General features: G+C 40.0%; 9 protein-coding genes. 4 read left to right on the forward strand and 5 right to left on the reverse strand.

Annotation, left to right across the window (positions count from 1 at the left end; all coding sequences use genetic code 11):
* Positions 1 to 130 precede the first annotated feature (130 nt).
* The gene (locus H6G06_RS27540) at positions 131 to 2,815 is read left to right on the forward strand and encodes a calcium-binding protein (RefSeq protein WP_277875210.1); all 2,685 of its coding nucleotides are present in this window, start codon (positions 131 to 133) and stop codon (positions 2,813 to 2,815) included.
* A 184-nt stretch (positions 2,816 to 2,999) separates the two neighbouring features.
* Positions 3,000 to 5,126 carry a calcium-binding protein gene (locus H6G06_RS18930; protein ID WP_190562903.1) on the forward strand — a complete coding sequence of 709 codons (2,127 nt, stop codon included), beginning with the start codon at positions 3,000 to 3,002 and terminating at the stop codon, positions 5,124 to 5,126.
* A 131-nt stretch (positions 5,127 to 5,257) separates the two neighbouring features.
* Here the strand turns inward: H6G06_RS18930 and H6G06_RS18935 are convergent, their stop codons facing one another.
* From H6G06_RS18935 to H6G06_RS18950, 4 genes are all read right to left on the reverse strand, one after another.
* Entirely contained in the window at positions 5,258 to 6,001 is a 744-nt protein-coding gene (locus H6G06_RS18935) for a DUF928 domain-containing protein (RefSeq protein WP_242039774.1), read from the reverse strand.
* A 176-nt stretch (positions 6,002 to 6,177) separates the two neighbouring features.
* On the reverse strand, positions 6,178 to 8,520 hold the full coding sequence (locus H6G06_RS18940) for a CHASE2 domain-containing protein (protein ID WP_190562907.1): 2,343 nt from the start codon (positions 8,518 to 8,520) through the stop codon (positions 6,178 to 6,180).
* Positions 8,521 to 8,624: 104 nt separating this feature from the next.
* The gene (locus H6G06_RS18945; RefSeq protein WP_190562909.1) at positions 8,625 to 9,770 is read right to left on the reverse strand and encodes a DUF1822 family protein; all 1,146 of its coding nucleotides are present in this window, start codon (positions 9,768 to 9,770) and stop codon (positions 8,625 to 8,627) included.
* A gap of 2 nt (positions 9,771 to 9,772) precedes the next feature.
* On the reverse strand, positions 9,773 to 10,984 hold the full coding sequence (locus H6G06_RS18950; RefSeq protein ID WP_190562911.1) for a sigma-70 family RNA polymerase sigma factor: 1,212 nt from the start codon (positions 10,982 to 10,984) through the stop codon (positions 9,773 to 9,775).
* A 416-nt stretch (positions 10,985 to 11,400) separates the two neighbouring features.
* On the opposite strand from H6G06_RS18950, the gene H6G06_RS18955 reads away from it, so the two are divergent.
* Positions 11,401 to 13,737, forward strand: coding sequence for a cation:proton antiporter domain-containing protein (locus H6G06_RS18955; protein WP_190562913.1), 2,337 nt, complete (start codon positions 11,401 to 11,403; stop codon positions 13,735 to 13,737).
* A gap of 173 nt (positions 13,738 to 13,910) precedes the next feature.
* On the opposite strand, the gene H6G06_RS18960 is transcribed toward H6G06_RS18955, so the two are convergent.
* Positions 13,911 to 14,195, reverse strand: a complete 285-nt coding sequence (locus H6G06_RS18960; protein WP_190562915.1) for an Hfq-related RNA-binding protein — start codon at positions 14,193 to 14,195, stop codon at positions 13,911 to 13,913.
* A gap of 181 nt (positions 14,196 to 14,376) precedes the next feature.
* Between H6G06_RS18960 and dapF the strand changes: the two genes are divergently transcribed.
* On the forward strand, positions 14,377 to 15,216 hold the full coding sequence (gene dapF / locus H6G06_RS18965; RefSeq protein WP_190562917.1) for a diaminopimelate epimerase: 840 nt from the start codon (positions 14,377 to 14,379) through the stop codon (positions 15,214 to 15,216).
* Positions 15,217 to 15,768: the final 552 nt, after the last annotated feature.

Here is a 15,768-nt window from a genome sequence, read left to right on the forward strand (position 1 = left end):
TTGCATAAAACCCAAAAGTGAACCGTGTAACTCAGCAAGGAGTTAAAAAGCTAATGCCAAACTCCATTACACACTGACAGCGAGGTTTATTACCTCCCTGAAATCGTTGATTCACGAAGGAAAAACTAACATGAACGTTTTTGGAACAAACAATAACGATACCCTTATGGGCGGACAAGGAGCAGATTCCATATATGGATACGGAGGAGATGATACCCTTTATGGTGGAGTAGGGGATGATCTCGATGGTGCAGATGGTAACGATACTTTTATCGCTACAGAGGCAGCGACAATTATCGGAGGTTCGGGTATTAATACCTTAATATCCAACTACAGCCAATCGAATGATGGTGTTGGAATTCACTTAGATGCAAATCCTCGCGGACTTTTCATGCACATCGATCAGCTTGGCGGTGGTCGCAACTTTCTTAGATTCGGTGGGATTGATGCGTTAAATGTCACCGGAACTCAATACAATGACATTCTTGATGGGGGTATGCTCAATGCCACCCTGAATGGCGGAGCAGGAAATGATGCTCTATTGGGACAAAAAGGTGTTTTCTCAGGTGGTTCCGGCACTGATACATTAACAGCAAACTACTACACAATGAATGTCCCATACGGGGTTCATTTAGGATGGAACGGAGAAAATACCGTCAGACGGCGCGATAATGGCAGCATTATCCTCACTCACGATGGAATCGAAGCGTTCAATTTCACAGGAACTGATTTCCTAGATTACCTGAGTGGTCAAAATGGCGACGACATCTTCTATGGTCTTGGTAGTAATGACATCCTTGAAGGTGGTAATGGCAATGACATCCTTGATGGTGGTAGAGGCAATGACATCCTTGATGGTGGTAATGGCAAAGATCAATTATTTGATGTCAGTGGTTCTGATACCTTGAAAGGGGGAGCAGGAGATGATTATCTGTATACAGTCGCTGATACTCAAGGTGCAATCAAGCAACTTTATGGAGGTCAGGGTGCAGATACATTTGTTGTAGATATCAAAGGCGATATTAATCTTGGTTTTGATTTTGATGTTGCCAAATTAGGTAATTTTGTCAATGCGATTACATTGCCTGAAAATAACGGACTAGATTGGCAACGATTAGGCATAGACGTGGCCTTTAGTGCGTTAGGTGCGGGTTTAGGTGCAATTCCTGTAGTGGGATCTCTAGCAAGCTTTTGGACTTCATTAGCTCAAACGGGTGTCGATGCTTATTTAGACCAGGAGGAGTTGGAAGCTCAGATCAACGAGCAGCTAGAAAAAGCAAACCAAGCCGTTAAACAATATGGTACTCAAGATTGGGGCAAAGTTTTTCAGCAAGGAACGAGAGATGTTATCTACATTAACGATTTTCAAATTGGTCTTGATAACATCCTGTTGCCAAGATTACCCGATGCAACGCATTTTTATCAGGTCGATCTAGTTAATGGAGGCCAAGGTGGAGTATTTGTATCTGTTCGCAATTCGGGGGTAATCGAACAATTCAAAAATGTTGCCTTTATTGCCAATAACTATACCGATGTTGGTATTACCGATCAAAAATTTCAAGAGATAATAACAGACTTGATTCAAGGTTCAACAATCGGTACGTTTACGAAGACTGCATTCATCGGACAAAACAATGTCTCTGCGACAGAGATTATAACAGCAACGTTTGCTAACGATAATATTCAGGCTAACGGAGGTAACGACGAAGTTTTTGGCTACTATGGCGATGATGTTATTCAAGGTGGGGATGGAAATGACACCATATATGGCGGTTCCAACCGCAACCCATCTTACGCCAGATATGAGTCAGAATATGGAAATGATGGAAATGACATCATCAGTGGCGGTGCGGGGAATGATGTTCTCTATGGTGAATCGGGCAATGATTTTCTCAATGGTGACGAAGGAAATGACTTGCTATATGGTGGAGTGGGGAACAATACTCTGGTTGGCGGTGCAGGCGACGATATTTTAGTTAATACGAATGGTACGGTTGATGGTGGTACTGGTACTGATACTTTAATAGCTGATTACACTGGCAAAGCAGATGGCAATGGTGTTCATTTAGGATGGGCAAGTACCAATCATATTTATAATCGTGTTAATGGTCAAAGTTTAGTTAATTTCTCTAATGTAGAAAACTTCAATATTACTGGCACTCAGTATAGTGACGCATTTGAAGGGCGTTCAGGTAATGACATCTTCAATGGTGGTGCTGGTAATGATGAACTATATGGTGCTGCGGGTGATGATATTCTCAACCCAGGTTATAGCCTCAATTCCACTGATATAGTTGATGGTGGTACGGGTAATGACACACTTGTAGTAGATTATTCTGCCAAAGCAGATGGTGCTGGTATTCATTTGGGATGGTCGAATACAAATAATGTTTTTAATCGTCTTAATGGTCAGCTTTTGGTTAATGTCTCTAATGTAGAAAACTTCAATATTACCGGCACCCAATATAGTGATGCGTTCCAGGGACGTTCAGGTAATGACATCTTCAATGGTGGTGCGGGTGATGATTATTTATATGGAGGTGTAGGTAACGATACCCTTACAGGTGGAATTGGGGCTGATCAATTTGTCTTCAACTCGGTTTCAGAAGGAATTGATGTCATCAAAGACTTTAGCTGGCAACAAGGAGATAAGATTCAAATTCTTGGCTCTAGTTTTGGTGCAAGTTCGACCAACCAGTTCAACTTCAACACCAGTACAGGTGCTTTATCCTTTAACGGACAGCAGTTTGCGACTCTAGAAAACATTTCAAATGCTTATGATTTTATCCCTTCTTATGACATTGTGATTGTCTAGAAACTCCAACACCTCAATGTTAATTACCAATTTTACCCAGTCCAGCACTGGGTTTTTTTATGAATAAGGAGATTTGTAACAGATTTTTTATTTTTTATTTTTCTAGTAGCTGCATAAATCTCAAAAGTGAACCGTGTAATTCAGCAAGGAGTTCAAACTTAGCAAATATAAAGGACAAACTAAAATGCCTAGATATACAGGTGACAATAACAATAATATCTTTACTGCACCTAATGATGGTTTAGCTTGGGTAATTTCTGGAAAAGGGGGCGATGATATCTTAACTGGTGGAAATAATGACGACATCATAAATGGCGATGAAGGAAATGATACCATCTACAGTGGTGGTGGCAACGATAATATCAATGGTGGGGAAGGTTACGATTATATCTTTGGTGGAGATGGGGATGATATCTTAGTTGATACCCAAGGTAATGTTGATGGTGGTGCTGATATTGATTTTCTAAAGGCAGACTATAGCCAGTTCGACAACGGTGCTGGTATTCATGTGGGATGGTTGGGATACAACATCATCTTTAGTCGGGTTGATGGTAGTGGTTTACTGACTTACAGCAATATTGAGAGGTTTGAAATCACAGGCACAAAATATACTGATGTTTTGCAAGGTTACGCTTATAATGACAACCTCAATGGTGGTGATGGTGATGATCAAATCAGCGGTGGTGCTGGTAATGATAACCTAAATGGTGGTGCTGGTTTTGACTATCTCTTTGGTGGGGATGGTAATGATATTTTGATTGACATAGATGGTAATGTCGATGGTGGTGCTGGTTCTGACACTTTAAAAGCCGACTATAGCCAGTTTAATAATGGTGCGGGCATTGAAGTGGGATACAACGGAGAAAATGCTATTTATAGCAATTACAATATCAATCCCAATGGTCTAAATTCTTCTATCCCTGCTTCTGTCTTGCTTAGATATAGCAATGTTGAGAAGTTTGAGATTACTGGTACACAATATGCCGATAAACTGCGGGGTGGCGCTAGTAATGACATCCTTAATGGTGGTGGTGGTGATAACTACCTATTTGGTGGGGCTGGCAATGATATTTTGATTAATATTCAAGGAACTGTCGATGGTGGTGCTGGTACTGATACTCTAAAAGCTGACTATAGCCTATTTAATAATGGTGTTGGTATTGAGATGCAGTATTACGGACAAAATGCCATCTATAGCAATGACAACAGCATCCCTCTTGGTAGTCCCTTTGCTTATAACGCTTCTGTTTTACTTACATATAGCAATGTTGAGAAGTTTGAAATCACTGGTACACAATATGCAGATAAACTGCGGGGTGGTACAAACAATGACATTCTCAGTGGTGGTGGTGGTAATGATGAAATTAGTGGTGGGGCTGGTTTTGATATTTTAAATGGTGGTGATGGGAATGATGTTTTAATTGACATAGATGGAACTGTAGACGGTGATGCAGGAATTGATACTCTCAGAGCAGACTATAGCCAGTTGAACAATGGTGCTGGTATTTATTTTGGAATCTTTGGCAGAGAAGGAATTCGCAGTTTATCAGAGGGTCAAATTATACTTGATTACACTAATATTGAGCAATTTGAAGTCACTGGTACACAGTATACAGATATTCTTGTCGGTAGCGATCGCAATGATATCCTCAATGGTGGTGGTGGAGATGATTTACTCGGAGGTATAGTTGGCAATGATACGCTCAACGGTGGTGAGGGCAATGACACTTTAGTTGACATAGATGGAACTGTCGATGGTGGTGCTGGTATTGACACTCTCAGGGCAGACTACAGCCAGTTTAATAATGGTGCTGGAATTGAAGTGGGATACAACGGACAAAATGCTATCTATATCAATTACAACAGCATTTCTAGTAGTGGTAGTTCTAGTAGTCTCAATCCCTTATACTCTGGCTCTTCTAACAGTGGTAACGATGAATTATACTTTCTTAGATATAGCAATATTGAGAAGTTTGAGATTACTGGTACACAATATGCCGATAAACTGCGGGGTAGCACTGGCGATGATACTTTAGTGGGTGGGTTTGGTAATGATATCCTTACAGGTGGGGCTGGGGCTGATAAATTTGTCGTCAACTCGATTTTAGAAGGCTTAGACATTATCAAAGATTTCAGTTGGGGAGAAGGTGACAAGATTCAGATTTCTAAAGTTGGGTTTGGTATTACTGATCTCAATAGTTTCAGTTACAATAACGCTACTGGTGGCTTGTTCTTCCAAGGAAATCAATTCGCTACTCTTGAGAATATACCTGCTGGTTTCGCGGTTAATTTAGATGTTCAGCTTGTTTAATATTTTGTATAAATGGGTTTACCAAATTCATAATCGGAAACCTAATCAATACACTCAGAAATTATTTTTAATTCCTGGGTGTGTTTTTTTATCCCACATTACGGAATGTGGGTTTAACTATGGCAGTATTTCTATTGTTTGGGTGTGCAACATTGGATAATGGAGGCAGAAGCAGAATTATCTAAATTAACTTGTTTAAGCAACTCAGCCCAAGCTAATGTAATTTCTGTATTTTGATTTTTGCTGTTTTGAATTTGTTCACCTAAAATCGTTAAGGCATCATGCCAAATACCATTTTCAGCAAAAATAACGGCTTTTCCTAAAGGTGTTTTAGCTGCTTCCAGTTGTTTTTGCAGTTTTGAATTAAGGGCTATTTGTGTCATTGAACCTCGAACATAAACAGAGGCAGAAGGCTTATCTGGATCGCAATAAATGGAAAAAGTCCAACGATAAGATTTACCTGTTTTTAATGGTAATGTAGGTTTTACTGGTAGGCTAACTATGCCAGCCGGTGTTTCAGGAGGATTAAATTTTGTTTGATAGACATAATTATCTGCTTCATCCTGAATGACAAACTCTACAGGCAGGTTGGGAGTTAATTTATCTGGCACAGAAAACCAAAACGTTGGCGTTTGAGATGCTGAATTTCCCCAAACTAAATCTTTATTTTCTGTTTTAGTTATGGGTACTAATGCTGTCAGGGTTTCATATTGCTTACATGGTCCACGACTTCCCCCACCTTTACGTCTTCCTTTTGGTTCTCCTGGCTGTTCTTGTACTGCTGGTGCAGTGTACTTGATTTTGGTAGTTGATATTAAAGTTTGAGCCTGTAACCTTTGCCAATTTCCTGGTAAGTTAACAATGCTCAGTGTCATTGCATAAATGAGGGTGATAGAATGAAAACAAAGTATCTTCTTCATTGCAACAATTAATTTTTTAATCACAAAATAATGTAGATAAATTGTTATACAAATTCCTAATTCATAATTCGTGATTTTTAATAGGGAATAGGTCAATTCAAAATTCAAAAACGCCTAATTTCGGTTGCCTATTACCTGTCACCTGCTATTTTTGTTTTGATACAGGTAATTTGAATGCTGGAAACTAGCAAAGAAATGATAGGTGGTACTAAGGGTATCCAACCTCCTTGAATTAGTATAATTAAGCAGAGTCCAAACAGTGTGACTATTGCGATCGCTAAAATCATGCTTAAGTAAGTAATTTTTCTAACATACCAAGCTAGTAACCCTCCTGTCAAAGACCAATACCAAATCCAGCAAATTTCACCCCATTGTGTCCAAACCCATAATATAGGTCGGTTGTCTAAAGCGGCACTGATCATCTGGCTGATCATCTGTGCTTGAATAAGTATACCTGGTAGGACTTGTGAAGGTTTTTTACTGTATGGTGTTGACCAATAATCACTGCTGCTATTACTGGTGACACCGATAAGAATAATTCGATTTTTGATGGCATTGGAGTTAATTTGCCCGTTTAATACTTGACTCATGGTAACTTGTGGTGCAATTGCTTGCACGGAAGGCGAAAACCGATAATTAAGTAAAATCTGGCTACCTTGGGCATCTATGGCATGATATCCGTTACTTCTATTTTTTAACCTCTGGAAGATTTTATTCCCTAGTTGTAAATCCCAATCTGGGGTAAATTTGGCTGTAATTCCTCGTGATTGCAGATACAAGAACGCTAACTGAGTGCTGAATGCATAAGCTGGTGTACAAGTTGAGGAGATGGGGTTGGGAGTCATTGCTAATAAATGACGACGCAGGACGCTATCATCGTCTTCGATAAAGTCGCTAAAACCTAACCGTGCTTCTGGTATTTCCGGTGGAGGTGAAACCCCGGTGGGATCATATTCTGGATCAGCACGTTTACAAATAGCAATGAGGCGATCGCTTTTTTGCATCCGTTTGGCTAGTTCTGGTTGGTTGGAACTGACAGAAAAATCTCGGTATATATCCAAACCAATGGCCGCTGGTTGATATTGTTCTAGTTTTGTGAGTAATAAGTTGAGATATTTATCAGAAAGAGAACCTTGTCTGGGTTCTTTTCCCTGTGCTTGAATATCTTGATCAGTGATAGTGACAACCAACAACCGGGAGTCTGGTTGTTCTTTAGGTCGCAGTCTCATTAATTGATCAAAAGCTGCCAATTCTAACGATTGCATTCCCCCTAATAGTCGGATTAAAACTATTAATAAAGTAACAATTGAACTACTCAAAAAAACACTTGATAAGTGTTTTAAATTAGGAAGTGAAAACTTTAAACTCAATTTTTGATCACACAAATCCTGCCAAGTTGGGGAGATTTCGGCGGGATTTTGGCAAATAACAGGCAACCAAGTAGCACAGGGAAAATCATTTTCTAAAGACTGTAATCTTTCCCTAGCTTCTCTAACTGCTGTATATAATGTTTGTCCTTGTGAAAAAGCTGCGAGGAAGTGCTTTAAAAATTCCTGTGCTACTCGGTCTGGAACAGGTTCTCGCATCACAATTACTTGCGGTAAATGCAAATCAGCTAAATCTACGGCGATACCCAAACCATCACAAGAGTTAAAAATTGCTAAATGCAAACCTTGGGCAATTGCTTTTTGTAAACCATACTTTAATTGATCAATTGTCAAAGTTTCGCCAGAATTTAGTACCATTTTCCCTTTACCTTGACTGGAACTATGCCCAGCAAAAAAGAGAATATCCCAACCAGATTCCCATAATTGTTCTGTCAATTGGGAACGGTTGGGTTCGACTAAAAACTTGATTTCTGCGTGAGGTAATTGTTTCAGCAAACTTTGGTCTTTTTCAAGATCAATGTGCTGACTATCTCCTAAAATAGCTAAAATTCTGACTTTACCATTACTTTTTTGAGAATTAGTTTTAATTGCACGACCATATTCAGGAGGACTAAGAGCGATTTCTGCCAATGGGTAATCATTAAAAAAATGCCACAAACACCAAGGCAACTTTAAAACCTGATGACATTCAGCAGTAATAATAAAGCGAATTTCATCTGTAGGTAAAAGTTGAGTACGTAGTTTGCGGTCAATATTGAGAAACAATAAACTATTCAGCCATGTATTTAGACATTTCTGTAATTCTTGGCAAATATTTTCAAACTCAGCTTGAGAAATATGGGTAACGTCTTCTTCTTCAATTTCAAATTCAGAAATATTGCGACTACGCCATTCTAAACTGGCATATAACGCTGTATACAATTGTTGCCAACGTCGATAAAGATTGTCTAATTGTGGTGCAGCAGGTAGTCCTCCTGTAAACTGCATAGGAGTAGGAGTATCCGTTTGCCAAAGTTGAGCAATAACCGTGGGAAACCCTTGTTGTAGGTTTCCTTTTCCTAGATTTAGGACGATCAATTTACTCATGGCTGGTAATTGGTAATTTGTAATTAAATCATCATTATAATTCTATTCATCCTCAAATACTGGAAATACTGATATGGATTGCGCCACGCTACGCTATCAGACAATTAACATTCAAACTCTTCCACAAAACTGAAATCATCTAAAGCAACTTGAATACTAAACCTTGTATTCACTGGACAGCGAAACCGTTTTAATTGAATGGAATTATCCGCCTCTCGTGCTGCGACTGATTGCACAACATCACCTGATGCAGAAATCAACTCTAATCTAATATTATTTTGTAAATAAGAATTACGTTCATGGGGATATAATTGAGCGCGAATTCCTACTCTCCCATCTGTTTCTGCTGTCAATTTCAACATCAAAACCAATGTTTGATTCCTATTTTGATTAGGCAAATCAATCACTTTTATCCGTCGAATTGATTCTTCAGTAACATCATTATCTTGGCGAAAACTGAAGGCTAAATTTGATTCTGCACCAAATAAATTTTCTATTGTTTGCCAGCTATCTGCAAAAATATTCTCAAACCATTGCCGCAAATTAACAATATTTGAATTCTGTGTTGCTTGTAAAAAGTCTTCCCTTTCTAATAATGACCCCCAAATTTCAAAGGGTAATTCTAAGCGAGGATTAGTAATTATTGAACTTGCTAATCTCTGTTTGAGATTTTCTGCTTGGGTAGTTGATAAAATCGGCAGTGGGAAAATATCTGCTTGTGTTTGTTCTTCAGGATACAATTGACGCACAACCCACAGCACATTCAAATCCTCAATCATCTGATTAGCTTCCAGAGAGTAAGTCCTTTCTTGAGGATCATAACTACCTTGGTTTTTTAATTGTTCATGGGTGGTATAACTCCAAATTTGCATCCACGCACCATCAGGACTAACTTGTACTGCTAAGTAGTAATCTCCGGCTAACTTAGGAATATCTATCCATTCTTGTGGGACAAAAAATTCCCCAGTTTCTAAATTTTTATCGGGAATTAAAACCAAACGTTTTGTATCTACATTTATGGCAAACCCATTTACTACTTCCCAAAGCTGAGACAGGGTTTCCACAGTAGCTTCTGGTGCATATTCTGTTTGTAACCAGGGCAGAAAGGTACTAAGACATACTTGATTTAGAAAAGCATTCCAACGTCCACGAGGACTCACAAAAGACTGGCTTTGTTGCCAAGATTGATTTTGTACCTCTGAGGAAGTTTCTAAAAACAGTTGGGTAGGGGGGACACAGAACACAGACATAACTATTTCTCCTCTGAGGAGTGAGATTCCAGATTACGGAAATAATTCTGTAACCACTCCTCCAACACGATACTAATATATTTCACCACGTTGGAAGTTGGAGAAATATGCGCTGTCTCCTGACTCCATTTGGTAATGGCCAGCAGTAAGGATTCTCTGGCTTTGGATAATTGGCGTGAAACTTGATATTGTTGGATTTGCAGCTGTTGGGCAATTTGTTGCTGGGTGAGTGCTTGTTGATAGTATAGTTGTAATAATTGTTGTGCTTGGGGTGTTAGTTTTGCTAGGGTAGCAACTAACAAGTTATGAATTTCTATTTGTTGATTTTTTTGTGTTTCGGCTTCTTCTTCAGCAATTATACTAGCTAGTAAAGATTCATGAGTATTATCTGGTAAGTCATCTTGCAACTCACCTTCTGTTTGTCCTAACTTGGGTAAGTTAAGGGAAGAAACCACTGGATAAAGATAAGCACGTGCGTGTTTGGCAGAAAAAAGCAACCATTTTTCTAAAGTTTCTGGAGTGCATTCTGTTCCAGGGTTTTTCAGGGTTAGACGTTCACGGTTATAAATTTGCGTGATGATGTCCCAAGTATCCTGGTCAGGTTTTTGTAATTTGCGGACACCTGGTGATTTACTGAGAATATAACCATCTGTAAAACATTTCCAAGCCAACAGGTAACGAGCAATTATTTCATCTGTTACTCCAGCATTTTGTAATGCTTCCTGTAGTCGCTTGCGGCTTAACTTCAGCAGCAATGCCCAATCATTGGCATAATCTATTTCTTGTTGCTGACGCAAAGCATCACGGATAATATTACCAAAAGCCACATTACTGTAACTTTTTAGACTAGCTTTTTGGTTGGGGTCACAACCTTTGAGGATTTTTGGGACTTGAGCGATCGCTATCTGAAAACAATCAGCTAAACTACTCTGCACACTGGCAAATTGGGGAATGGTTCTTTTTACAGCCCAATAACAAGTCTCTTGCAAATAAGCAGACAGATGACCAAGTGCTAAGGAGTTTGACTGAGTTTGCCAAGCTTTGTGCCAGTAAATTGCCCAAAAATTTTCTGAGTTTTGCGTTTGTGGTATCTGTAACAAGAGATACTGGATGCTGCGATGCAGTTTGGCATCATATACCCAACCATTTAAGCGTTCGGACTCAAATTGTAGGAAGGTCGCAAACATTTCCAGGATACTTTGCCGAGAGCGCATGAATTAATAGGTTGCCAAGTACGGTTTATATGTTGATATCAAGTATAATTTAATTCTTTTTCTGAGATGTCTAATAGAAGGATAGTGCAGATTTAAATATAAAATTCCTAAAGATTATACACCCCCATAATACCATCAAAAGTCAAGAGGTCAAGAACCTTGTAAAATCGTTGCCTTATTGCTAATATTCTCAACATTATTGAGAATAGACCCTCTCCATTATCAATAAGTAAGAAAAACGTCTTTTTTGCAATATCTCATAAGCACAAGTATTTGCTCATAAACCTATTTGTGCTTTTGGGTGAGGATTAAACAAAGCTGAAAACCAAAATTTTCTTCCTGCTGTACCCTCCCCTGAAAGAGAGAAAACTTTGTATGCTGAGTTAACAAGGTCTTTATATTTCTTATTAAAACTGGTGCAAGAGGATTTTCGGTTAATTGTCGATTTGGTTTCGGTTTTTGCTGTCGCTGCCTGTGGTGGACTGCTGGCCGCTCTGTTAAAACAACCTGTGCTGCTGGGATATCTGATTGGGGGGATGATTGTTGGTCCTGCGGGACTGGGATTAATTAAAGAAGTTGTCCAGGTAGAAACCTTGGCACAGTTCGGGGTAGCCTTTTTGCTGTTCGCTTTGGGTGTAGAATTTTCCTTGGCTGAACTGAAAAAGGTAAAGGCTATAGCTTTGGGGGGTGGAGGACTACAAATTCTTCTCACTATTCTCATCACCGTTTTGGTGTGTGGCGTTACAGGTGCGTGGGGCGCTTTACCGGCTAAGGGTGTATTTTTGGGTTGTATTCTGTCTTTGTCTTCCACAGCGGTTGTTCTCAAATGTTTGATGGAACGCAATGAGACAGAAACGCCTCATGGCCAAGTGATGTTGGGTATTTTGGTAGTTCAGGACTTAGCACTGGGATTGATGCTGGCTGTATTACCCGCTTTGCATGAACCAGGTGAAGTCATTGGGATGGCAGTGCTGACGGCTTTGGTACGCATTGGTTTATTTGCTGCGGGTGCTGTGGTGGCGGGTATTTGGTTAATTCCGCCTTTGTTGCGACTGCTGGCACGAACTGAAAGCCGGGAGTTATTTTTGTTGGGGGTGGTGACTTTATGTTTGTGTATTGCCCTGCTAACTGAATATTTAGGTCTTTCTATCGAAATGGGGGCGTTTGTAGCGGGGTTGATGATTTCCGAGGTGGAGTATGCTGACGAAACCCTGACTATTGTTGAACCTTTGCGGGATATCTTTGCTAGTTTGTTTTTCGCTGCCATTGGGATGTTAATTGACCCGGTGTTTTTGTGGCACAACCTAGAATTGATTCTCGGTTTGGTAGCTTTGGTTTTCGTCGGTAAGTTTTTAATCATCACTCCGCTGGTCAAGTTATTCCGCTATCCGTTGAAAACAGCTTTAATTGCTGGGTTAGGATTAGCGCAAATTGGGGAATTTTCCTTTGTGCTGGCTAGTGAAGGTCAGGCTTTGGGGTTGGTTTCCCGAAGGATATATTTATTAATTTTGGGAACTACCGCTGTAACTTTGATGTTGACTCCCTTTGTGTTGCGGTTAGTACCATTTTTATTTGATTTTGCGGAGTCCATGCCTTGGTTAAAACCTTATTTGGTGGAAGAACAAGCGCGTGATTTTGCAGAAGATTTACCTCTCAAAGACCATATTGTGGTTTGTGGTTATGGTCGTATTGGTAAAAATTTGGTGCGGTTGTTGCAGCAATACGAGTTACCTGTGGTAGTGATAGACCAATCCGAAAGCAGGATTCAGCAGTTACGGGATGCGGGAATACCTTATGTTTATGGTAATGGAGTAAGTTTTCATGTGTTAGAAACTGCTGGGGTGAATCATGCTAAGGGAATGGCGATCGCACTTCCTGATCCTGCTAGTATTCGTCTATGTCTCAAACGCGCTTTGGAATTATCCCCAGAATTAGATTTAGTGGTCCGCGCTACCCAGGATAAAAACATTGAGGTGCTTTACCAACTGGGTGCAAGGGAAGTGGTACAACCAGAGTTTGAAGCTAGTTTAGAAATGGCTACCTATTTACTCACCGATGTGGGATTATCCCCAGAGGTTGTACAACAGAAAATGCAGGAAATTCGCAAAGACCATTATTTAGATTTGCGTCCTGAACGTTCTGCTTTGGAGGTTTCCCAGCATTTACAGCAAGTAACCCGCGATTTGAATCGTCGTTGGTATGACTTACCCTCTGATTCCCCATTGATTGGCATGACTTTGGAAGAAGCGGATATGCGCTATCTAATTGGGGTGAGTTTGATGGCTATTCGTCGCACTGATGGGGAAGAGATTGATTATCCCCATAGTCAGATTAAACTAGAAACTGGCGATCGCTTGTTAGTCGTGGGTGCCAATGAGGAATTAGCAGCGTTAGCGGAGTTTGCTCAAGGAAATGCAGCTGTTCCGGGAGAAAGTAATGCTTGTCAGTGGGTGAGTGTTCAATCTCACTGTCCTATTTTGGGTAAAAATCTGGCACATTTAACTACTGATGAACAGTATGGGGTAAAAGTGCAGGCTATTCGGCGAGATGGCAAGTTTATCCGCCTTCCTCATGGCAACATGGAGTTAAAAACAGGTGATCAAGTGCTGCTGTGCGGTAGCTTTTCCAGCCTGAATGAACTTCAACAGTTGTTTACTGCTTCCTGCGGACTACCCCTAGCTATTCCCATCATCAGAGATGAAGAGGCAGAAACCGTCAATAAGTTTCTACCTGCTGATCATTTGCCAGAGTAGTCAAAAAGTAGGGTGTGGGGTGTGGAGAAAGACAAGGATTTTTTCATGGCATGGATTATTGAGTGATTTAAAGCAATGCAATCAAAGTGAATCTTGCAGCATTACCTAGATACGCTTTTTTAATAACCAAAAAGCCAGACATTTCTTCTCTACCTCCTCAGCCTTAATTTGGATCAAGAATCGATATTGGCAACTTCGACTCTAGCATCTCGTGGGACTAAGCCTCTTTCTACAACCGAGTCACTGCGAAGTTTCATATAAGCGATCGCCTGTCTGCAAACGGTAATTTGCTCGTTGTTGCCGTCTAAAATACATACACAATTGATATCTTGCCAAAAAACCCTACCTGTGATTAAATCACCAGTCACCAGCTTGAATTCGACTGTAGCTTTTTGTTTAATCCAATTCTGCACTAGTCGAATGCTAGGTAGGGTCGTATCAAATTCAGTTGCTGCCATTTTTGGTAATGATGTATGTAAAGGTAGATGAGGAGATGGGGAGATGGGGAGGCAACAGAAGCAGGGGAAAATTAATCAAATTTTGCCTCTTGCCTTTTGCCTTTTGGCTTCTCTTCCCCAATCATCTGGGACAATGTTTAAATTAGTAGTAACTTATCTTTGATAATTCATCTAGGGGAAAATGGCAATAGAATTTACTAAGTATCACGGTTTGGGTAATGATTTCATTCTCATTGATAATCGGTCTTCATTAACACCAGTTATCACACCAGAACAAGCTGTGAAATGGTGCGATCGCCATTTTGGCATTGGTGCTGATGGTGTAATTTTCGCACTTCCAGGACAAAACGATACTGACTACACCATGCGGATTTTTAATTCCGACGGTTCTGAACCAGAAATGTGTGGTAACGGTATTCGCTGTTTAGCTGCATTTTTAACTGAGTTAGAAGGAATATCCCGCACTAAAGATTATTATCGTATTCATACTTTAGCTGGTGTGATTACACCTCAACTTACAGATGATGGTCAAGTTAAGGTCGATATGGGTTTACCTCGGTTACTAGCACAAGAAATTCCTACAACCCTTGCACCTGCTGACAACAAAGTAATTAATCTGCCTTTAGAAGTCGCAGGAACAACTTGGGATGTTACCTGTGTCAGTATGGGCAATCCTCACTGTATCACCTTTGTGGAAAATGTGGCAGCTATTCCCCTAGAAAGCATCGGTCCAAAATTTGAACATCATCCCGTTTTCCCCCAAAGAATCAATACAGAATTTATTGAAATTGTCAACCGTAATTATTTAAAAATGCGGGTATGGGAAAGGGGTGCAGGTATTACCTTAGCCTGTGGTACAGGTGCTTGTGCTGTTTTGGTAGCTGGGGTATTGAATGATAAATGCGATCGCACAGCCACAATAGAATTACCTGGAGGATGTTTAGAAATTGAATGGTCAGAAATTGACCAACGAATTTATATGACAGGCCCAGCAGAACGGGTTTTTACAGGTAAATTATAAAATATTGTAGGGTGGCCATCCTGCTATTGGTGTCAAATTAAGCTCAAGTCGTTGTCCCACAGCCGTTTTACCCCACCCCTGTGTCTTCTCATCTCAAGAAGGGAGGGGGGGTTTTGCGTCACCTTTCATCGGGGTAGGGTTCTTGGGGATTGATTGATAATTGAGTAAGTTTGATATCTTGTAATTTTTGCCAGGATTTATCACCCAGAAAAACCGGGTGAAGTCGTTTATCTTTTGGTGGTGAATATAGTGGTAAACATCATTACCATTCCACCTAAAAGAATAGCGATCCCTAATCCTCCTGTGATTAAATCCAAAGTATTACTATCAATGTCCATTCTTTAATGACTCCAAAATTTACTGGTAATTTCAGAGTAAATCACTCTTTTTACAAATGCAATTATTGGTCTTAATTCTGCCAAATGAGCAGGGTTTTAGCACTGCTAAAACCTGACAATTTTTGTTGGGTTGCGCTGTCGCTTAACCCAACCTACCAAAATTTTTCACCGAACAGTATTGGTTATTTTTTGTGTTGTCCCCTTCCCCTGTCCC

This window comes from Anabaena sphaerica FACHB-251, from assembly GCF_014696825.1.
In the GTDB taxonomy this organism is placed as follows: domain Bacteria; phylum Cyanobacteriota; class Cyanobacteriia; order Cyanobacteriales; family Nostocaceae; genus RDYJ01.